The organism is Salmonella sp. SJTUF15591 (genome assembly GCF_043356435.1).
GTDB classification, from domain to species: Bacteria; Pseudomonadota; Gammaproteobacteria; order Enterobacterales; family Enterobacteriaceae; genus Salmonella; species Salmonella enterica.
This window is the reverse complement of the sequence record NZ_JBEUJO010000002.1, coordinates 553,183-573,145: the sequence shown is the minus strand read 5'-3', so window position 1 is coordinate 573,145 and position 19,963 is coordinate 553,183. Positions and strand designations below refer to the sequence as shown.

Below are 19,963 nucleotides of genomic sequence, written 5' to 3'. Positions count from 1 at the left end.
TCCGGGCCTGAATTTCAGGCTGGATAAGTGAAACGCCATCCGGCGTTGTGCAGTAACAGGCTACCACTATGAAAATCGTAATTGCCCCCGACTCCTACAAAGAAAGCCTTTCTGCCGCCGAGGTAGCGCAGGCGATAGAAAAAGGATTTCGGGAAATTTTCCCCGATGCGCAATATGTCTCTGTTCCGGTTGCCGATGGCGGCGAAGGAACGGTCGAAGCCATGATTGCCGCGACGCAGGGCGTTGAACGCGCCGCATGGGTGACCGGGCCGTTGGGTGAAAAAGTGAAAGCCTGCTGGGGAATGTCCGGGGATGGTAAAACCGCGTTTATTGAAATGGCGGCGGCCAGCGGACTGGCGCTGGTTCCGCCAGAAAAACGCAGCCCTTTGATTACTACCTCGCGGGGAACGGGGGAGCTGATATTGCAGGCGCTGGAAAGCGGCGCAAGCAATATCATTATCGGCATTGGCGGCAGCGCGACAAATGACGGCGGCGCGGGGATGATGCAGGCGCTAGGCGCAAAACTGCGCGATGCAAACGGCGCGGATATCGGTTACGGTGGCGGAAGCCTTCATTGTCTAAGCGACATTGATATTTCAGATCTCGATCCCCGTTTAAAACTCTGCGCTATTCGTGTCGCTTGCGATGTCTCTAATCCTCTGATCGGCGACAACGGCGCATCACGAATTTTTGGGCCGCAGAAAGGCGCGACCGAAGAGAACATTGTTGAGCTGGACAGAAATCTTGCTCACTATGCCGACATCATAAAAAAATCGCTGAATGTCGACGTAAAGGCGGCGCCCGGCGCAGGCGCGGCAGGCGGTATGGGGGCGGCGTTAATGGCTTTTCTCGGTGCGGAACTACGCAGCGGGATCGAAATTGTCACGGCGGCACTGAACCTGGAGGAGCATATCCACGACTGTACGCTGGTGGTGACGGGAGAAGGGCGGATTGATAGCCAAAGTATTCGCGGTAAAGTGCCGATTGGCGTCGCGAATGTGGCGAAAAAATATCATAAGCCAGTGATTGGCATTGCCGGCAGCCTGACGCACGATGTAGGGATAGTGCATCATTATGGCATCGACGCTGTCTTTAGCGTACTCACGCGCATCGTGACGCTGGAGGAGGCTTTTCGGGGCGCTTTTGACAATATTTATCGGGCATCCAGAAATGTTGCTGCCGCTCTGGCGATAGGAATGCGCAGCGCAGGGTGACAAAGTCGCGCGAACCCTCTATACTGCGCGCCGAAGCTGACCAGACAGTCGCCGCTTCGTCGTCGTCCTTTCGGGGAGACGGGCGGAGGGGAGGAAAGTCCGGGCTCCATAGGGCAGGGTGCCAGGTAACGCCTGGGGGGGAAACCCACGACCAGTGCAACAGAGAGCAAACCGCCGATGGCCCACGTAAGTGGGATCAGGTAAGGGTGAAAGGGTGCGGTAAGAGCGCACCGCGCGGCTGGTAACAGTCCGTGGCACGGTAAACTCCACCCGGAGCAAGGCCAAATAGGGGTTCATAAGGTACGGCCCGTACTGAACCCGGGTAGGCTGCTTGAGCCAGTGAGCGATTGCTGGCCTAGATGAATGACTGTCCACGACAGAACCCGGCTTATCGGTCAGCTTCACTTCTTCATAAAACCCGCTTCGGCGGGTTTTTGCTTTTACCGGGCGGCAGGATGAATGACTGTCCACGACGCTATATCCAAAAGAAAGCGGCTTATCGGTCAGTTTCACTTCTTCATAAAACCCGCTTCGGCGGGTTTTTGCTTTTACAGGGCGACAGGATGAATGACTGTCCACGACGCTATACCCAAAAGAAAGCGGCTTATCGGTCAGTTTCACTTCTTCATGCAAAAACCCGTCAGTGTAAGCTGGCGGGTTTTTGCTTTTACAGGGCGGCAGGATGAATGACTGTCCACGACACTATACCCAAAAGAAAGCGGCTTATCGGTCAGTTTCACCTCTTCATAAAACCCGTCAGTGTAAGCTGGCGGGTTTTTGCTTTTACAGGGCGGCAGAATGAATGACTGTCCACGACACTATACCCGAAAGAAAGCGGCTTATCGGTCAGTTTCACCTCTTCATAAACCCCGTCAGTGTAAGCTGGCGGGTTTATGCTTTTACCGGGCGGCAGGATGAATGGCTGTCCACGACGCTATACCCGAAAGAAAGCGGCTTATCGGTCAGTTTCACCTCTTCATAAAACCCGTCAGTGTAAGCTGGCGGGTTTTTGCTTATCAGGCCGGTGAAGGGTATAGAGGTTGCAGAAGACGCCAGCATCACCATCCGGCAATTAATTGACAGCCGTGGTGACATAATATTATTCGTTTTTGTGATGAGAAACACAAAACGCTATGGATTGCGCTCTTTTTAGTTGAAGTGAAAAGCAATCGATTTCTTTCACAAAATTACATTCTGAAAAACAGCAAGAAAGCGGTGTAAATTATTTGTTGTAAATGAAAATTAAATGTATGAAATATTTTGGTTAAAATTTTATTAAATGTTTCTTTACAAACAAATAAGGTAAAAAAATGTGACGCGTAACGGTTTTTAAGCGCATTTACCTTCGGTTTATACTTAAATTTGAGAAATTACGTTTTAAATTTAACGCTTGAATTGTCGATAAAATGTCCCGTAATTGATTGAAATATCGTCTTCATAGGATGTCGAAAATAGGAGGTAAAATAGACTGGTTATCGCCATAATATATCGTTATCCCGCCCCTGTTTTTTGATTGAAATCAGACTAAGTTGCTGTTTTATTTTTGTAACCCATTGAAGTAATAGGTTTTATTTATTTAATAAAGACCATGTAAAAATTGCGGTAAGTTAATTTGTGAGTGGTCGCACATAACCTTTAAGATTTAATTTGCTACACTTCCTGCCGTTCACAATGTTATTTCAGAGCGGTAGATATGAATACTCTTGTTCTCCCTAAAACACAGCATTTGGTGGTCTTTCAGGAAGTCATTAGAAGTGGTTCTATCGGTTCTGCCGCAAAATCGTTAGGGTTAACCCAGCCCGCCGTCAGTAAAATCATTAGCGATGTTGAGGCCTATTTTGGCGTTGAGCTAATTGTACGTAAAAATACCGGCGTTACGTTGACCGAAGCGGGACAGGTACTGCTTTCCTGGTCTGAATCTATCACCCGCGAAATGAAAAACATGATCAACGAGATGAACAGTATGACGTGCAATACCGTTGTCGACGTCTCGTTTGGTTTTCCTTCGCTGATTGGCTTTACCTTCATGTCCGATATGATTCATAAGTTCAAAGAGGTATTTCCAAAAGCGCAGGTATCCATGTACGAAGCCCAGCTCTCTTCATTCCTGCCGGCCCTGCGCGACGGGCGGCTGGACTTTGCTATCGGTACGCTCAGTAATGAAATGCAACTACAGGATCTGCATGTCGAGCCGCTGTTTGAATCAGAGTTTGTCCTGGTAGCCAGCAAGTCCCGAACATGCACCGGCACCATCACACTGGAATCGTTAAAAGACGAACAGTGGGTGTTGCCGCAAACGAATATGGGCTACTACAGCGAATTACTCACCACTCTACAACGAAATGGTATCAGCATCGAAAACATTGTTAAAACAGATTCCGTTGTCACAATATATAATCTTGTTCTCAATGCTGATTTCTTAACTGTTATTCCCTGCGATATGACCACGCCTTTTGGCTCTAATCAATTTATCACGATACCAATCAAAGACACATTACCCGTCGCACGTTATGCGGCGGTATGGTCTAAAAATTATCGTATCAAAAAAGCCGCTTCAGTATTAGTAGAATTGGCTAAGCAATATTCATCATATAATGGATGCAGACGCAGGCAGTTAATAGAAATTGAATGATATGGAATAAACATATTTAGCGAAATTGACGTCACCTGTTTCTTTTAAACAGTGGACAACGGTAACTTATTTTTAATACCTAGGTTAAGAGGTTATAATGCACATTACATACGATCTCCCGGTTGCAATTGAAGATATCCTCGAAGCGAAAAAAAGACTGGCGGGGAAGATATATAAAACGGGAATGCCTCGCTCTAACTATTTTAGTGAACGTTGCAAAGGCGAAATATTTCTCAAGTTTGAAAATATGCAGCGTACGGGTTCATTTAAAATTCGTGGCGCTTTTAACAAACTTAGCTCGTTAACGGAGGCGGAAAAACGTAAAGGCGTCGTGGCCTGTTCCGCAGGTAATCATGCACAGGGCGTTTCTCTTTCTTGCGCAATGCTGGGTATTGACGGCAAAGTCGTGATGCCGAAGGGCGCGCCAAAGTCAAAAGTGGCGGCCACCTGTGATTATTCGGCGGAAGTGGTGCTCCACGGTGACAACTTCAATGACACCATTGCTAAGGTGAGTGAAATTGTCGAAACCGAAGGCCGCATTTTTATTCCGCCTTACGACGATCCAAAAGTCATTGCCGGACAGGGCACTATTGGTCTGGAAATTATGGAAGATCTGTACGATGTCGATAATGTCATCGTGCCTATTGGCGGCGGCGGTTTAATTGCAGGTATTGCCATTGCGATTAAATCGATTAACCCGACCATTAAAGTTATCGGCGTACAGGCCGAAAATGTTCACGGTATGGCGGCGTCTTATTACGCTGGCGAAATAACCACGCACCGAACGACCGGCACCCTGGCGGATGGTTGTGATGTCTCCCGCCCGGGTAATTTAACCTATGAAATTGTTCGTGAATTAGTCGATGACATTGTTCTGGTTAGCGAAGATGAAATTCGTAACAGCATGATCGCTTTAATTCAGCGCAATAAGGTTATTACTGAAGGCGCTGGCGCTCTGGCCTGCGCCGCACTATTAAGCGGGAAATTAGATAGCCATATTCAGAACAGAAAAACGGTCAGTATTATTTCTGGCGGCAATATCGATCTTTCTCGTGTATCACAAATTACGGGTTTAGTTGACGCTTAATCTTTTCGTGAGGATAGGATATGAGTACTACTGATAGCATTGTATCCAGCCAGGCAAAACAGTCGTCATGGCGTAAATCGGACACGACGTGGACGCTGGGTTTATTTGGTACCGCCATCGGCGCCGGGGTGCTGTTTTTCCCTATCCGCGCCGGGTTTGGCGGGCTTATCCCCATTCTGCTGATGCTGGTTTTAGCTTACCCCATTGCGTTCTATTGTCACCGGGCGCTGGCGCGTCTGTGTTTATCCGGGTCTAATCCGTCCGGCAATATTACGGAAACGGTCGAAGAGCACTTTGGTAAAACGGGCGGGGTAGTTATCACGTTCCTTTACTTCTTTGCGATTTGTCCGCTGCTGTGGATTTATGGCGTCACCATCACTAACACGTTCATGACGTTTTGGGAAAACCAGTTGCAGATGCCAGCGTTGAACCGCGGTTTCGTGGCGCTGTTCTTGCTGCTGCTGATGGCCTTTGTGATCTGGTTTGGTAAAGATCTGATGGTTAAGGTGATGAGTTACCTGGTATGGCCGTTTATCGCCAGTCTGGTGCTAATCTCATTATCGCTGATTCCTTACTGGAACTCGGCGGTTATCGATCAGGTTGATCTCAGTAATATCGCGCTGACCGGGCACGATGGCATACTGGTTACGGTGTGGCTGGGCATCTCTATCATGGTGTTCTCCTTTAACTTTTCGCCCATCGTCTCTTCCTTCGTGGTGTCTAAGCGTGAAGAGTATGAGAAAGAGTTTGGTCGCGAATTTACCGAGCGTAAATGTTCACAGATCATCTCGCGCGCCAGTATGCTGATGGTCGCCGTGGTGATGTTCTTCGCCTTTAGCTGTCTGTTTACGCTCTCCCCGCAGAACATGGCGGATGCGAAAGCGCAGAACATTCCGGTACTTTCCTACCTGGCCAACCATTTCGCCTCTTTGTCGGGGACAAAATCCAATTTTGCAACGGTGCTGGAGTATGGCGCGTCTATCATCGCGCTGGTTGCTATTTTCAAATCTTTCTTCGGCCACTACCTGGGGACGCTGGAAGGGCTGAACGGTCTGGTGCTGAAATTCGGTTATAAAGGCGATAAAACCAAAGTCTCTATGGGCAAGCTTAACACCATCAGCATGATCTTCATTATGGGGTCTACCTGGGTCGTAGCTTACGCAAACCCGAACATTCTGGACCTGATTGAAGCGATGGGCGCGCCGATTATCGCCTCGCTGTTATGCCTGCTGCCGATGTACGCCATTCGTAAAGCGCCGTCGCTGGCGAAGTACCGTGGTCGTCTGGATAACGTGTTCGTCACCCTGATTGGTCTGCTGACCATCCTGAATATTGTCTACAAATTGTTCTAATCCTCACGTTTAGCCTGCGTTCCGCCCCAGGGCGTGGACGCAGGCTGACATCGACGGAGGCACTACATGAATGAATTTCCGGTCGTTCTGGTCATTAATTGCGGATCATCTTCTATCAAATTCTCTGTACTGGATGTCGCTACCTGTGATGTTTTAATGGCGGGAATAGCAGATGGAATGAATACTGAAAACGCTTTTTTATCTATTAATGGCGATAAGCCGATAAACCTCGCGCACTCTAATTATGAGGACGCGTTAAAAGCCATTGCCTTTGAGCTGGAAAAACGTGATTTAACGGATAGCGTGGCATTAATTGGTCACCGTATCGCGCACGGTGGAGAGCTATTTACGCAGTCCGTCATTATTACCGATGAGATTATCGATAATATTCGTCGGGTATCGCCTTTAGCGCCGCTGCATAATTACGCTAATTTAAGCGGCATTGACGCGGCGCGGCACCTTTTCCCGGCCGTGTGTCAGGTGGCGGTATTTGATACCAGTTTCCACCAGACGCTGGCGCCGGAAGCCTATTTATACGGATTGCCGTGGGAATATTTTTCCAGCCTGGGTGTGCGTCGCTACGGCTTTCACGGTACGTCGCATCGCTATGTTTCGCGGCGCGCGTATAAACTGCTTGACCTCGATGAAAAAAACTCGGGTCTGATTATCGCGCATCTGGGCAATGGGGCGTCTATCTGCGCGGTACGCAATGGTCAGAGCGTGGATACCTCAATGGGGATGACGCCGCTTGAGGGGCTGATGATGGGCACTCGCAGCGGCGACGTTGATTTCGGCGCGATGGCGTGGATAGCCAAAGAAACCGGGCAGACGTTGAGCGATCTGGAGCGAGTGGTGAATAAAGAGTCCGGTTTGCTCGGCATCTCCGGGTTGTCATCCGACCTTAGAGTCCTGGAAAAAGCCTGGCACGAAGGACATGAGCGCGCCCGGTTAGCGATAAAAACATTTGTCCACCGTATCGCCCGTCATATTGCCGGACACGCGGCATCGTTACATCGGCTGGATGGCATTCTTTTTACCGGCGGTATTGGTGAAAATTCAGTATTAATTCGCCAGTTGGTCATTGAACATTTGGGCGTACTGGGGCTTACGTTAGACGTTGAAATGAATAAGCAGCCGAATTCTCACGGCGAGCGCATTATTTCCGCTAACCCTTCTCAGGTTATTTGCGCTGTTATTCCCACGAATGAAGAGAAAATGATTGCCCTTGATGCCATTCATTTAGGCAACGTGAAAGCACCAGTGGAATTTGCATAACTTAACGGCTGTTCTGTAGAGAGATTATTTTTCATGAAGGTAAATATCGATACCAGCGATATGCTGTATGCCGAAGCATGGCGTGATTTTAAAGGTACGGACTGGAAAGAAGAAATTAATGTCCGTGATTTTATTCAGCATAACTATACGCCCTATGAGGGGGATGAATCTTTTCTCGCCGACGCGACGCCAGCGACCACGGCGTTGTGGGAAAAGGTGATGGCGGGAATACGTATCGAGAACGCGACCCATGCGCCGGTGGATTTCGATACCAACATCGCGACGACGATTACCGCGCACGATGCGGGATATATTGAAAAAGAGCTGGAAAAAATCGTCGGTTTACAAACGGATAAGCCGCTTAAACGCGCTTTGCATCCGTTTGGCGGCGTTAACATGATCAAAAGTTCATTCCACGCTTATGGCCGCGAAATGGACGCCGATTTTGAATATACCTTTACCGACCTGCGGAAAACCCATAATCAGGGCGTATTCGATGTTTACTCGCCGGATATGCTGCGCTGCCGTAAATCCGGCGTATTAACCGGTTTGCCGGATGGTTATGGTCGCGGGCGCATTATTGGCGATTATCGCCGCGTCGCGCTGTATGGCATCCGTTATCTGGTGCGCGAACGCGAGCTGCAATTCGCCGACCTGCAGTCGAATCTGGAGCGGGGACAGAATCTTGAGGCGACGATTCGCCTGCGTGAGGAGTTGGCGGAGCACCGTCGCGCGCTGCTGCAAATGCAAGAGATGGCGGCGAAATACGGCTATGATATCTCCCGCCCGGCGCGGAACGCGCAGGAAGCGGTACAGTGGCTCTACTTCGCTTATCTGGCGGCGGTAAAATCGCAAAATGGCGGTGCAATGTCGCTGGGAAGAACCGCCTCGTTCCTTGATATCTACATTGAGCGCGATTTCAACGCGGGCCTTCTGACAGAGCAGCAGGCGCAGGAACTGATCGACCATTTCATCATGAAGATCCGCATGGTGCGCTTCCTGCGCACGCCGGAATTTGATTCGCTCTTTTCCGGCGATCCGATCTGGGCCACCGAAGTTATTGGCGGGATGGGGCTTGATGGCCGCACGCTGGTGACGAAGAACTCTTTCCGTTATCTGCATACCCTGCACACGATGGGGCCAGCGCCGGAGCCGAACCTGACCATACTGTGGTCAGAAGCGTTGCCGGTGGCATTCAAGAAATATGCTGCGCAGGTCTCCATCGTGACCTCATCTTTGCAGTATGAAAACGACGATTTAATGCGTACCGACTTTAACAGCGACGATTACGCCATCGCTTGTTGCGTCAGCCCGATGGTCATCGGTAAGCAGATGCAGTTCTTCGGCGCGCGCGCCAACCTTGCCAAAACGTTGCTGTACGCTATCAATGGCGGCGTTGATGAGAAACTGAAAATCCAGGTCGGGCCGAAAACCGCGCCGTTAACGGATGAGGTGCTGGATTATGACGCAGTAATGGAGAGCCTCGACCATTTTATGGACTGGCTGGCGGTGCAGTACATTAGCGCGCTGAACATCATTCACTACATGCACGATAAGTACAGCTATGAAGCTTCGCTGATGGCGCTGCACGACCGTGATGTGTATCGGACGATGGCGTGCGGCATCGCCGGACTGTCGGTGGCGGCGGATTCCCTGTCCGCTATCAGGTACGCTCAGGTGAAGCCGATCCGCGACGAAAACGGCCTTGCCATCGACTTTGCTATTGAAGGCGAGTATCCGCAGTACGGCAACAACGATGAGCGCGTGGACAGCATCGCCTGCGACCTGGTGAAACGCTTTATGCAAAAAATTAGCGTGTTGCCGACGTATCGCAATGCGGTGCCGACGCAGTCCATTTTGACCATCACCTCGAACGTCGTGTACGGGCAGAAGACCGGCAATACGCCGGATGGACGCCGCGCCGGAACGCCGTTCGCGCCGGGGGCGAACCCGATGCATGGTCGTGACCGCAAAGGGGCGGTAGCCTCGCTGACGTCGGTGGCGAAACTGCCGTTTACCTACGCCAAAGACGGTATTTCGTACACCTTCTCGATTGTGCCTGCGGCGCTCGGGAAAGAAGATGCGGTGCGGAAAACCAATCTTGTCGGCCTGCTGGACGGCTATTTCCATCATGAAGCACAGGTAGAAGGCGGGCAGCATCTGAACGTCAATGTCATGAACCGTGAAATGTTGCTGGATGCGATTGAACATCCGGAAAACTACCCGAACCTGACGATCCGCGTTTCCGGCTATGCCGTGCGCTTCAATGCGCTGACTCGTGAGCAGCAACAGGACGTTATTTCGCGCACCTTTACTCAGGCGATGTAACGTGAACGGGGCGATCGTGTGGATCGCCCCGCGACGGATCTTCACTGAACGGTAATCTTAGGGGGAGATATGATTAGCGCATTTGATATTTTTAAGATTGGCATTGGACCTTCAAGCTCCCATACCGTTGGGCCAATGAATGCAGGAAAATGTTTTATCGATCGGCTGATCGACAGCGGCGACCTGCCGCGAACGACGCGCATCACGGTTGATCTTTACGGATCGCTATCGCTGACGGGCAAAGGCCACGCGACCGATACCGCCGTCATTATGGGCCTGGCGGGCAATACGCCGCAGGATGTCAATATTGATAGCATTCCGGCGTTTATCCAGGAGGTTGCCCGCAGCAGCCGTTTATCGGTGGCGGGTGGCGCGCATGTGGTGGATTTTCCCGTCGCCGACAGTATTCTCTTTCACGCTGAAACCCTGGCGCGCCATGAAAACGGTATGCGAATTACCGCCTGGCACGGGCAAACGCCGCTTTTACACAAAACGTATTACTCTATTGGCGGCGGCTTTATTGTCGAAGAGGAACGCTTTGGTCAGTCGCACGATGTAGAAAAATCGGTGCCGTATGATTTTCATTCCGCCAGCGAACTGCTGACGCTGTGTGAAAGGCAGGGGCTCTCGGTTTCCGGTCTGATGATGCAAAATGAACTGGCGTTGCGGAGCAAAGAGCAGATTGACGCTGGCTTTGCCCGCATCTGGCAGGTGATGGCGACCGGAATTGAACGTGGCATGAATACTGAGGGCGTGCTGCCGGGGCCGCTGAACGTTCCACGCCGCGCGGTAGCGTTACGGCGTCTGCTGGTCTCCAGCGATAATCTCTCCCGCGATCCGATGAACGTCATCGACTGGATTAACATGTTCGCCCTGGCCGTGAGCGAAGAGAACGCGGCGGGCGGGCGAGTGGTCACCGCGCCGACCAACGGCGCGTGCGGCATTATTCCCGCGGTGCTGGCCTATTACGACAAATTCCGTCGCCCGGTCAATGCCAACTCTATCGCCCGCTATCTGCTGTCGGCGGGGGCGATTGGCATGCTGTACAAGATGAACGCCTCGATATCCGGCGCGGAAGTGGGGTGTCAGGGCGAGGTTGGCGTCGCGTGTTCGATGGCGGCGGCGGGGCTGACAGAACTGCTGGGCGGCAGCCCGGCGCAGGTCTGTATTGCGGCGGAAATTGCGATGGAGCATAACCTTGGCCTCACCTGTGACCCGGTGGCGGGTCAGGTGCAAATCCCTTGTATTGAACGTAATGCGATTAATGCCGTTAAAGCGGTAAATGCGGCGCGAATGGCGCTACGCCGTACCTCTGAGCCGCGTGTTTCGCTCGATAAAGTGATCGAAACCATGTACGAAACGGGTAAAGACATGAACGACAAATATCGCGAGACGTCGCGCGGCGGTCTGGCGATTAAAGTCGTTTGTGGATAGGCCCGACAGGCGCAGAGTGAGCAGGCTATGGGATAACGCAGAAGACAGAAGATGAGAAAAGGGCGCACCAAAGTGCGTCCTTTTTTGTTGTGATACGCGTCAAATAGAGAAAATAACAATATTAAACCAATAGTAAATAGAAAATAATTCTTAACCCACAATAAATACAGGCGTTTTATTGGTAAGTTTTTCTCTTATCGTGCGCGTATGATTTTCTTATTACAAGAAAGTACCTGCACCTCACGTTCTGCATATCGCCTTGCTGCGGCACGAAAAATAAAAAAACCTCTACCTACACATTGAGCGAGAATTCTATGGAATCGGCTAGTAATACCAGCGTAATCCTCGACGCATCAGCCCCGGCGCGTCGGGCAGGGATGACAGAAAGCGAATGGCGTGAAGCCATCAAATTTGATAGTACCGACACCGGTTGGGTCATTATGAGTATCGGGATGGCGATTGGCGCAGGGATCGTTTTTCTTCCTGTCCAGGTTGGCCTGATGGGACTTTGGGTCTTTTTACTCTCTTCTATTATTGGCTATCCGGCCATGTACCTGTTCCAGCGGCTGTTTATTAATACGCTGGCGGAATCCCCGGAATGTAAAGACTACCCCAGCGTGATCAGCGGCTATCTGGGCAAAAACTGGGGTATTTTATTAGGCGCGCTGTACTTTGTGATGCTCGTCATCTGGATGTTCGTCTATTCTACGGCGATTACTAACGACAGCGCCTCTTATCTGCATACTTTCGGCGTAACGGAAGGATTACTTTCCGATAGTCCATTTTATGGTCTGGTGCTGATCTGCATCCTTGTAGCGATTTCCTCACGCGGTGAAAAATTACTGTTCAAAATCTCCACCGGCATGGTGCTGACCAAGCTACTGGTAGTGGCGGCGCTGGGCGTCTCTATGGTGGGTATGTGGCATCTGTATAACATTGGCGCGCTGCCGCCGATGGCCCTGCTGATTAAAAACGCCATTATTACCCTGCCATTTACGCTGACCTCGATTTTGTTTATCCAGACGTTAAGCCCAATGGTGATCTCTTACCGTTCACGCGAAAAATCTATTGAGGTCGCACGTCATAAAGCGCTGCGCGCCATGAATATCGCGTTTGGCGTCCTGTTCGTTACCGTCTTTTTCTATGCGGTTTCCTTTACCCTGGCGATGGGGCATGACGAAGCGGTGAAAGCCTATGAGCAGAATATTTCCGCCCTGGCGATCGCCGCGCAATTTATTAGCGGCGATGGCGCAGGCTGGGTCAAAGTGGTTAGCGTAATTCTGAACATCTTTGCCGTCATGACCGCCTTCTTTGGCGTTTACTTAGGATTCCGCGAAGCGACGCAAGGCATTGTGATGAATATCCTGCGCCGCAAAATGCCCGCCGAGAAGATTAAGGAAAATCTGGTACAGCGCGGCATTATGATTTTCGCTATTTTGCTGGCCTGGAGCGCCATTGTGCTCAACGCGCCGGTACTGAGCTTCACCTCTATTTGTAGCCCTATCTTCGGTATGGTGGGCTGTTTAATTCCGGCATGGTTGGTCTACAAGGTTCCCGCATTGCACAAATATAAAGGCGCTTCGTTGTACCTGATTATTATTACCGGTCTGCTGCTATGCGTTTCTCCGTTCCTGGCATTCTCTTGATATACCTGAGATTAAGGTTGTTGTTATGTTTGAATCTAAAATAAATCCATTGTGGCAAAGTTTTATCCTGGCCGTACAGGAAGAAGTAAAACCGGCGCTGGGGTGTACTGAGCCAATTTCACTGGCGCTGGCGGCAGCGGCGGCGGCGGCTGAACTTGACGGCACAGTTGAACGCATTGACGCGTGGGTTTCGCCTAATCTGATGAAAAATGGTATGGGCGTTACCGTTCCAGGAACGGGAATGGTAGGGCTGCCGATCGCCGCGGCGCTTGGCGCGTTGGGCGGTGATGCGAAAGCCGGGTTGGAGGTGTTAAAAGACGCTTCCGCTAAAGCCGTTGCCGATGCAAAAGCGATGCTGGCCGCCGGACATGTCGCAGTGATGTTGCAGGAGCCATGTAACGATATCCTGTTTTCACGGGCGAAAGTGTATAGCGGCGATAGCTGGGCATGTGTCACGATCGTCGGCGATCATACAAACATTGTGCGGATAGAAACCGACAAGGGCGTGGTATTTACCCAGGCCGATAATGCGCAGGAAGAAGAAAAAACCTCGCCGCTGGGAGTGCTGTCTCATACCTCGCTGGAAGAGATCCTGGCGTTTGTGAATGCGGTGCCCTTTGACGCTATCCGCTTTATTCTGGATGCGGCCAGGCTAAACGGCGCGTTGTCGCAGGAGGGACTGCGTGGTTCCTGGGGGCTGCATATCGGTTCGACGCTGGCCAAACAGTGCGATCGCGGTCTGCTGGCGAAAGATCTCTCCACGGCGATTTTGATCCGTACCAGCGCGGCGTCAGACGCCAGAATGGGCGGCGCCACGTTGCCCGCGATGAGCAACTCCGGCTCTGGCAACCAGGGGATTACCGCCACGGTGCCAGTCATGGTGGTTGCTGAACATGTCGGCGCCGATGACGAGCGTCTGGCGCGCGCGCTAATGTTATCGCATTTGAGCGCTATCTATATTCACCATCAGCTTCCGCGTTTGTCGGCGCTGTGCGCGGCAACCACGGCGGCGATGGGCGCGGCGGCGGGTATGGCGTGGCTGATAGATGGTCGTTATGACACTATCGCAATGGCTATCAGCAGTATGATCGGCGATGTCAGCGGGATGATTTGCGATGGCGCGTCGAATAGCTGCGCGATGAAAGTCTCTACCAGCGCGTCGGCGGCGTGGAAAGCCGTACTGATGGCGTTGGATGATACGGCGGTGACCGGAAACGAAGGGATTGTGGCGCACAATGTCGAACAATCTATTGCGAATTTGTGTTCGCTGGCGTGTCGCTCAATGCAGCAGACAGACAAGCAGATCATCGAGATTATGGCCAGTAAAGCGCATTAATAATAACGCCCCGGCATGACGTCGGGGCAGCGTGTTGCCCGATGGCGCTGCGCTTATCGGGTCTACCTGTTATCAGCCGGATCGGGCGCTTGCGCCGCCATCCGGCATGATTTCAGGCTGCGGCCTCTTCTTCTGCCAGCCGGGCTTCGGCGTCCGCCACGATGGCTTCCAGTTCGGTTAGCATCTCTTCATAGCCCAGCGGCACAGTGGCGCTCATCGCCTCCTGTACGGCAGGTTTTACCACGGGCTGACGTTTCTTCGCCGATTTTTTGCTCATCTTGCGACTCCTTTTCTGGCTGGCTACACCGGTAAATCTACCAGTAATGCGCGCAGCGGCGTATCGGCAACCAGCGTAATGTTAGGTTCATCACGAATAAATGCGCCATCTCCGCAGGTTAATGCCTCGCGTTCTTCGTTGTGCGTCATCGCGTGGAACGTACCGTGAATCGACTGCAAATAGGCGCGCGGCCCGTGAAGCTGGAAATTAAGCGATTCGCCTTTCTCCAGCGTAATATGATGTACCCATACCTGTTGGCGCAGTTGTAAGCTGTTTTGCTCACCGTCGGGCGAGGCAAGAAGCTGTTGTTGCGCCGCCAGGAGTGGGATTTTTTGTACCAGCGCGTTTTCCCGTTCAGGACAGGCGTCAAGCCACAGTTGCATTCGGGTTAACGACTTAACTTTGCTGAGATTATGTTCGCTGTAGCTAATGCCCGGCTGCGCGGCGAGCAGTAACGCTTCGCCCGCTTTAGCCTGTACATGGTTGCCGTCGCTGTCGCGGTATTCCGCTTCGCCGTCCAGAATCAGGTTTAAAATATCCACCTTTGGATAAGTTCGAGGCTGAAAAGAGGCGCCCGGCGCCAGCACTTCCTGGTTCAGTACGCGCAACGACGCGTAGCCCAGCAGTGTAGGGTCGAAATAGTGTCCAAAGGAGAAGGTATAGCGGGCCTGTAGCCATCCATAGTCTGCCTGTCCACATTGTTTGGCGGTTCGGGTCGTAATCATCGTTATTAACCTCTCTTTACTTCCTTTTATGTTAAGGGGCTGGACGCTGCATTGTTAGCCAGATATTCTGCCCGGTATGTTCAAATTTCCTGAATGAGAACGTTATGGCTAAAGAGAGAGCGCTGACGCTTGAAGCATTGCGTGTGATGGACGCCATTGACCGCCGGGGCAGTTTTGCTGCAGCGGCAGATGAGTTGGGGCGGGTGCCCTCCGCGCTGAGTTACACCATGCAGAAGCTGGAAGAAGAGTTGGACGTTGTACTGTTCGATCGCTCCGGCCATCGTACAAAATTCACCAACGTCGGACGTATGCTGCTGGAACGCGGGCGGGTATTGCTGGAAGCGGCAGACAAGTTAACGACGGATGCTGAAGCGTTGGCCCGCGGTTGGGAAACGCATCTGACGCTGGTCACTGAAGCTCTGGTACCGACGCCTGCTTTTTTTCCGCTGATCGACCGGCTGGCCGCTAAAGCCAATACGCAGCTTTCATTGATTACCGAAGTACTGGCTGGCGCATGGGAGCGGCTTGAGCAGGGACGGGCGGATATCGTTATCGCCCCGGATATGCATTTTCGATCGTCGTCGGAAATTAACTCCCGTAAGTTGTATACGTTAATGAATGTGTATGTCGCCGCGCCTGACCACCCTATTCATCAGGAGCCGGAGCCGCTTTCGGAAGTGACGCGGGTTAAATACCGCGGCGTAGCGGTAGCGGATACCGCGCGCGAGCGGCCGGTATTAACGGTGCAACTGCTGGATAAGCAGCCACGTCTGACGGTAAGCACGATTGAAGATAAACGTCAGGCGCTGCTGGCCGGGCTTGGCGTCGCGACCATGCCATATTCGATGGTGGAACAGGATATTGCCGAAGGGCGGCTACGCGTGGTCAGCCCGGAATCGACCAGCGAAATCGATATTATTATGGCCTGGCGGCGCGACAGTATGGGAGAGGCAAAAGCCTGGTGCCTGCGGGAAATACCTAAGCTATTCGCCGGAAAATAAATAGCGCGCGGCGCTTTAAAAGCGGCGCCGCGCCGCCCTCAGGAAAAACGTTTCGGATCGGGGCCGAAGCGGTTGTCGCCCGGCGTACCATTCTGGCAGTTGAACGCGATGATGATAAGCCAGCCGATAATGGGGATAAGTAGCAACAGTAGCCACCATGCGGAGCGGTCAGTGTCATGCAGACGACGGAACTGCACGGCCCACCACGGTAAAAAGATCAGAACGCCGTAAATGGTGGTCAGAACGCCTTCACCCCCGGCGCGTTGCCAGCCAAGCATGGCGTCCAGCAGGCCCAACACAAAGGTAAAGATGATATTGACCAGAATAAACATCCAGTACTCTTTGCGTCGCGCGCGGCCGCCAAATCCCAGATAATTTTTTAAAACCTTTAAATACCAATCCATTTTCGCCTCAATAATGGTTCAATCACTTGTTTTTAAAGTAATCAAACTAAGAATAGCCGCGAATGAAATGTTGGTAAATATTTGTGGTATTTATTAATAAGGCGTCCCGGAGGACGCCTGAAATTAGCCAAAGCGTACGTCGCGCCCGTGAGGTTCGAGCAGATCCTGCCACGGTCCGATGGAAATGATGCCTGTGGGGTTAATCGTTTTATGGCTACGGAAATAGTGGTGACGAATATGGTCAAGATTAACGGTTTCAGCAATGCCCGGTATTTGATAGATATCGCGCAGGAAACCGTACAGATTCAGGTAGTCGCTGATTCGGTATTTGTCGCATTTGAAATGAGTCACGTAAACCGGATCAAAGCGTACCAGGGTCGTCCATAAGCGGATATCCGCCTCGGTCAACTGGTCGCCCGTCAGATAGCGGTGCTGTCCGAGAATCTGCTCCAGGCGCGCCAGCGCAGTAAACACCTTTTCTACCGCTTCATCATACGCTTGCTGGCTGGTGGCGAAGCCTGCTTTATAAACGCCGTTATTAACGTTGTCATAAATCCAGCCGTTTAACTCGTCAATTTTGCTTTGCAGCGCGGGGGGATAGTAATCCCCGGCTTTAGCGCCCAGCCCATCGAAGGCGGAGTTAAACATACGAATGATTTCGGCGGACTCGTTGCTGACGATAGTATGATTTTTTTTATCCCATAAGACCGGTACGGTGACGCGGCCGCTGTAGTGTGGATCGGCGTGCAGATACAACTGGTAGAGAAATTCATGCTGATAGAGGGTATCGCCGGTGGCCGCCGGAAAAGTATCATCAAACGTCCAGCCGTTTTCCAGCATCAATGGATTCACGACGGAAACCGGAATAAACGGCTCCAGACCTTTCAGTTTACGGAAAATGAGCGTGCGATGCGCCCAGGGGCAGGCAAGGGAAACGTACAGATGGTAACGATCTTTTTCTGCGGCGAATCCGCCTTCGCCGGAAGGTCCGGGCGCGCCGTCAGCGGTAAGCCAGTTGCGGAAAGCCGACGCTGAACGCTGAAATTTCCCCCCGGAAGATTTGGTGTCATACCAGGTATCGTGCCAGACGCCATCGATCAGTTGTCCCATGTCTCTCTCCTTCAGATGACAAAAGCGAGGCGCTATTCCCTCGCTTTTTTAATTGAGTATAGATTGCTTACCACTTTTTATTCAGCAGACGGTCAAGGCTGAACGCGCCAGGCCCGGTTAACGCCAGTAATAAGAATCCGCCGGCAATGGTCAGGTTTTTCATAAACATCAGCGAGTTTACACCTTCTGCAAAATTGCTATGGAAGATCAATGCCGTCAGCAACGTAAAACCAGCGGTGAAAAGCGCAGTGGTGCGGGTGAGGAACCCCAGCAGAATCGCCAGACCGCCGCCGAACTCAAGCAGTATGGTGAGCGGCAGCAGGAATCCTGGTACGCCCATCGCTTCCATATACTGTTGTGTGCCCGCATAGCCGCTAATTTTTCCCCATCCTGCGGTAATAAACAGAACTGGCATTAAAATACGCGCTATCAGTACACCAACATCTTCTAATTTTTTCATTTTATTCTCCAGGAGGCCGATTCGGCTGCTGCTGCTATTTTCATGAGCAATGGCGCGGTTTAGCGCGTCATTGTTATCGCTGGAGAGAATCATAAACGTGGCGTGCAGGAATTGTTAGCAAGGAAAATTGCCAAATTTTTTCAAAAAATTTGAGTAATTGATAAAGAGACGATATGCATAAAAGTATCGCGCCACCAGGTGTAATCGGGCGATAACCTGATGGCACGATGCTATAAAAGAAAAGATATTAACCGCGGAGCTGTTGTTGACGGAGGGTAGTTTTTACCAGGCGCCAGGCGCTCCAGATACCCAGGCCGCGTTTCGCCCAGCGTACCAACATATTAGGATGACGGATGGTCCAGATGGCCATTACGCTGCTACCGACCAGCGCCCAGGAGCGCAGGCTTAACACCGTATTCCAGCCGCGATCGTACGCGCCGGTGGTCTCCAGCCAGTCGCGACGGCTGGCGGACAGATCCAGCCGTTGCTGCTGGATCTGACTGAGAAGCAGCGCTTTACGTTTTTCGCGTTCGCCTTTGCTGCTCACGACTGATCGTCCTCCAGAATTTGCCGATCGTTAGCCAGTTCGTGCCGCGTATGGCGCAATAGCGTGGACTGACGCGCTTTGCGCAAAGTCCAGATGCCGCCGATTAGCGCAAGCACTAACAGCACAACAGTGGTAGCGATCATCGCGTTCAAACGGTACTGAGGATCGATAGCCCAGATGACCAGAACCATCAGGCTCATTAAGCCAAACGCCGCGAAGAGCATGGTAAGACCTACCATCAGCAAAAGCTGAAAGAGGTTCGCTTTCTCTTCTTCCAGTTCTACTACCGCCAGTCGCAGCCGGGTTTCCACCATCTCAACGATAATGGTGACAATCCGCTGCCCGATACCCAGTACGCTTTTGCCTGGTCCTTGTGCCTGTCGAGAGTCCGCCATAATTAACGACGCGTCAGCAGTACGCCCAACACCAGACCGACAGCGGCGCCAATGCCTACGCCTGTCCAGGGATTTTCGCGCACATAATCATCGGCACGGGCGGCGGCGACGCGAGTCTGTTTGGCAATCACATCACCCGTTTCGCCCAGGCGGTAACGGCTCTCTTTCAGCGCGCGCTCGGCTTTGCTACGAATCTTACTCAACTCTTCTTTCGACTTTTCGCCCGAAGAGCTCAGCACTTCTTCAAGCGTATCGGTCAGGGATTTCAACTCAGCGCGCAGATGTTCCGTAGTGTTATCTTTCGACATAGTTTTCTCCAGGTGAGTGAGTATTTACATTCGGCGTTAATTTAGTAGTCTCTGGCCTCAAGTTTTTTTAGCTCATCCTGAGCCTCGGCCAGCTTACGTTCACGTTTGTCTATTTTATCCGCATCGCCTTTTGCTTTTGCCTCGGCTAAATCACGTTGGCGTTCGGCTACCTCTTCTTTTTGCTCAGCGATCTTTTTCTGATGCTCGGCGCGCAGCTTGCTGTCAGTACAATTGGCGCGTACTTCGCTGAGCGCCTTGTTCAGACCCTCAATACGGCGCTGATTGTTGTGCTTTTCAGCGTAGCTAATTTCCTTTTGTATATCCTGCTCTTTTTCCTGACAAAGCGAATTAGCGTAGCTACCGGCGCTAAGTGTAAAAAGCGTGATAGCCAAAGCGATGCGGTATTTCATTCCTGAACTTTCCCTTATGTTC

General features: G+C 51.7%; 20 protein-coding genes and 1 other RNA gene. 11 read left to right on the top strand and 10 right to left on the bottom strand.

Going from position 1 to position 19,963, the window contains the following annotated elements:
• The first annotated feature begins 68 nt into the window (after positions 1–68).
• Positions 69–1,214 carry a glycerate 2-kinase gene (gene garK / locus ABVM99_RS07005; protein ID WP_023195678.1) on the top strand — a complete coding sequence of 382 codons (1,146 nt, stop codon included), beginning with the start codon at positions 69–71 and terminating at the stop codon, positions 1,212–1,214.
• Between the two features lie 32 nt (positions 1,215–1,246).
• Positions 1,247–1,621, top strand: an RNA gene (rnpB, locus tag ABVM99_RS07000) — RNase P RNA component class A.
• 484 nt (positions 1,622–2,105) lie between these two features.
• Here the strand turns inward: rnpB and ABVM99_RS06995 are convergent.
• Positions 2,106–2,309, bottom strand: a complete 204-nt coding sequence (locus tag ABVM99_RS06995; protein ID WP_136059008.1) for a hypothetical protein — start codon at positions 2,307–2,309, stop codon at positions 2,106–2,108.
• Positions 2,310–2,907: 598 nt separating this feature from the next.
• On the opposite strand from ABVM99_RS06995, the gene tdcA reads away from it, so the two are divergent.
• The 8 genes from tdcA to ABVM99_RS06955 all read left to right on the top strand — a co-directional run bounded on the left by tdcA (position 2,908) and on the right by ABVM99_RS06955 (position 14,304).
• Complete coding sequence (gene tdcA, locus ABVM99_RS06990; protein WP_001094907.1) at positions 2,908–3,846, top strand: transcriptional regulator TdcA; 939 nt, start codon at positions 2,908–2,910, stop codon at positions 3,844–3,846.
• 97 nt (positions 3,847–3,943) lie between these two features.
• Complete coding sequence (gene tdcB, locus ABVM99_RS06985) at positions 3,944–4,933, top strand: bifunctional threonine ammonia-lyase/L-serine ammonia-lyase TdcB (RefSeq protein ID WP_000548368.1); 990 nt, start codon at positions 3,944–3,946, stop codon at positions 4,931–4,933.
• Positions 4,934–4,953: 20 nt separating this feature from the next.
• Positions 4,954–6,285 carry a threonine/serine transporter TdcC gene (tdcC, locus tag ABVM99_RS06980; RefSeq protein WP_023195099.1) on the top strand — a complete coding sequence of 444 codons (1,332 nt, stop codon included), beginning with the start codon at positions 4,954–4,956 and terminating at the stop codon, positions 6,283–6,285.
• A gap of 66 nt (positions 6,286–6,351) precedes the next feature.
• Positions 6,352–7,560 carry a propionate kinase gene (tdcD, locus tag ABVM99_RS06975; protein ID WP_023195100.1) on the top strand — a complete coding sequence of 403 codons (1,209 nt, stop codon included), beginning with the start codon at positions 6,352–6,354 and terminating at the stop codon, positions 7,558–7,560.
• Positions 7,561–7,593: 33 nt separating this feature from the next.
• Entirely contained in the window at positions 7,594–9,888 is a 2,295-nt protein-coding gene (pflB, locus tag ABVM99_RS06970; protein WP_000867326.1) for a formate C-acetyltransferase, read from the top strand.
• Between the two features lie 69 nt (positions 9,889–9,957).
• Positions 9,958–11,322 carry an L-serine ammonia-lyase gene (gene tdcG, locus ABVM99_RS06965; protein WP_000622083.1) on the top strand — a complete coding sequence of 455 codons (1,365 nt, stop codon included), beginning with the start codon at positions 9,958–9,960 and terminating at the stop codon, positions 11,320–11,322.
• A 314-nt stretch (positions 11,323–11,636) separates the two neighbouring features.
• Positions 11,637–12,968 carry an amino acid permease gene (locus tag ABVM99_RS06960; protein ID WP_000443189.1) on the top strand — a complete coding sequence of 444 codons (1,332 nt, stop codon included), beginning with the start codon at positions 11,637–11,639 and terminating at the stop codon, positions 12,966–12,968.
• A gap of 25 nt (positions 12,969–12,993) precedes the next feature.
• Positions 12,994–14,304: a serine dehydratase subunit alpha family protein gene (locus ABVM99_RS06955; RefSeq protein WP_000463070.1), complete on the top strand. Its 1,311-nt coding sequence runs from the start codon at positions 12,994–12,996 to the stop codon at positions 14,302–14,304.
• A gap of 112 nt (positions 14,305–14,416) precedes the next feature.
• Here ABVM99_RS06955 and ABVM99_RS06950 read toward each other — a convergent pair whose 3' ends face one another.
• Both ABVM99_RS06950 and ABVM99_RS06945 read right to left on the bottom strand, forming a co-directional pair.
• The gene (locus ABVM99_RS06950; RefSeq protein WP_000039326.1) at positions 14,417–14,581 is read right to left on the bottom strand and encodes a hypothetical protein; all 165 of its coding nucleotides are present in this window, start codon (positions 14,579–14,581) and stop codon (positions 14,417–14,419) included.
• A 23-nt stretch (positions 14,582–14,604) separates the two neighbouring features.
• Positions 14,605–15,306: a pirin family protein gene (locus tag ABVM99_RS06945; RefSeq protein ID WP_000633555.1), complete on the bottom strand. Its 702-nt coding sequence runs from the start codon at positions 15,304–15,306 to the stop codon at positions 14,605–14,607.
• Between the two features lie 104 nt (positions 15,307–15,410).
• Between ABVM99_RS06945 and yhaJ the strand changes: the two genes are divergently transcribed.
• Positions 15,411–16,307, top strand: a complete 897-nt coding sequence (gene yhaJ, locus ABVM99_RS06940; RefSeq protein ID WP_001041026.1) for a DNA-binding transcriptional regulator YhaJ — start codon at positions 15,411–15,413, stop codon at positions 16,305–16,307.
• Positions 16,308–16,345: 38 nt separating this feature from the next.
• On the opposite strand, the gene ABVM99_RS06935 is transcribed toward yhaJ, so the two are convergent.
• The 7 genes from ABVM99_RS06935 to ABVM99_RS06905 all read right to left on the bottom strand — a co-directional run bounded on the left by ABVM99_RS06935 (position 16,346) and on the right by ABVM99_RS06905 (position 19,941).
• Positions 16,346–16,711 carry a DUF805 domain-containing protein gene (locus tag ABVM99_RS06935; RefSeq protein WP_000384139.1) on the bottom strand — a complete coding sequence of 122 codons (366 nt, stop codon included), beginning with the start codon at positions 16,709–16,711 and terminating at the stop codon, positions 16,346–16,348.
• Positions 16,712–16,834: 123 nt separating this feature from the next.
• Positions 16,835–17,821 (bottom strand): glutathione S-transferase family protein, encoded by a 987-nt coding sequence (locus ABVM99_RS06930; protein WP_000531162.1) that lies wholly within the window; start codon positions 17,819–17,821, stop codon positions 16,835–16,837.
• Positions 17,822–17,888: 67 nt separating this feature from the next.
• The gene (locus ABVM99_RS06925) at positions 17,889–18,281 is read right to left on the bottom strand and encodes a DoxX family protein (protein WP_001592732.1); all 393 of its coding nucleotides are present in this window, start codon (positions 18,279–18,281) and stop codon (positions 17,889–17,891) included.
• A gap of 247 nt (positions 18,282–18,528) precedes the next feature.
• Positions 18,529–18,828, bottom strand: a complete 300-nt coding sequence (locus tag ABVM99_RS06920) for a YqjK-like family protein (RefSeq protein ID WP_000095496.1) — start codon at positions 18,826–18,828, stop codon at positions 18,529–18,531.
• Complete coding sequence (locus tag ABVM99_RS06915; RefSeq protein WP_000785626.1) at positions 18,825–19,223, bottom strand: phage holin family protein; 399 nt, start codon at positions 19,221–19,223, stop codon at positions 18,825–18,827. The genes ABVM99_RS06920 and ABVM99_RS06915 overlap by 4 nt, the downstream gene beginning before the upstream one ends.
• A 2-nt stretch (positions 19,224–19,225) precedes the next feature.
• Positions 19,226–19,531 (bottom strand): YqjD family protein, encoded by a 306-nt coding sequence (locus tag ABVM99_RS06910; RefSeq protein ID WP_000031219.1) that lies wholly within the window; start codon positions 19,529–19,531, stop codon positions 19,226–19,228.
• A gap of 41 nt (positions 19,532–19,572) precedes the next feature.
• Positions 19,573–19,941: a DUF1090 domain-containing protein gene (locus ABVM99_RS06905; protein WP_000877297.1), complete on the bottom strand. Its 369-nt coding sequence runs from the start codon at positions 19,939–19,941 to the stop codon at positions 19,573–19,575.
• Positions 19,942–19,963: the final 22 nt, after the last annotated feature.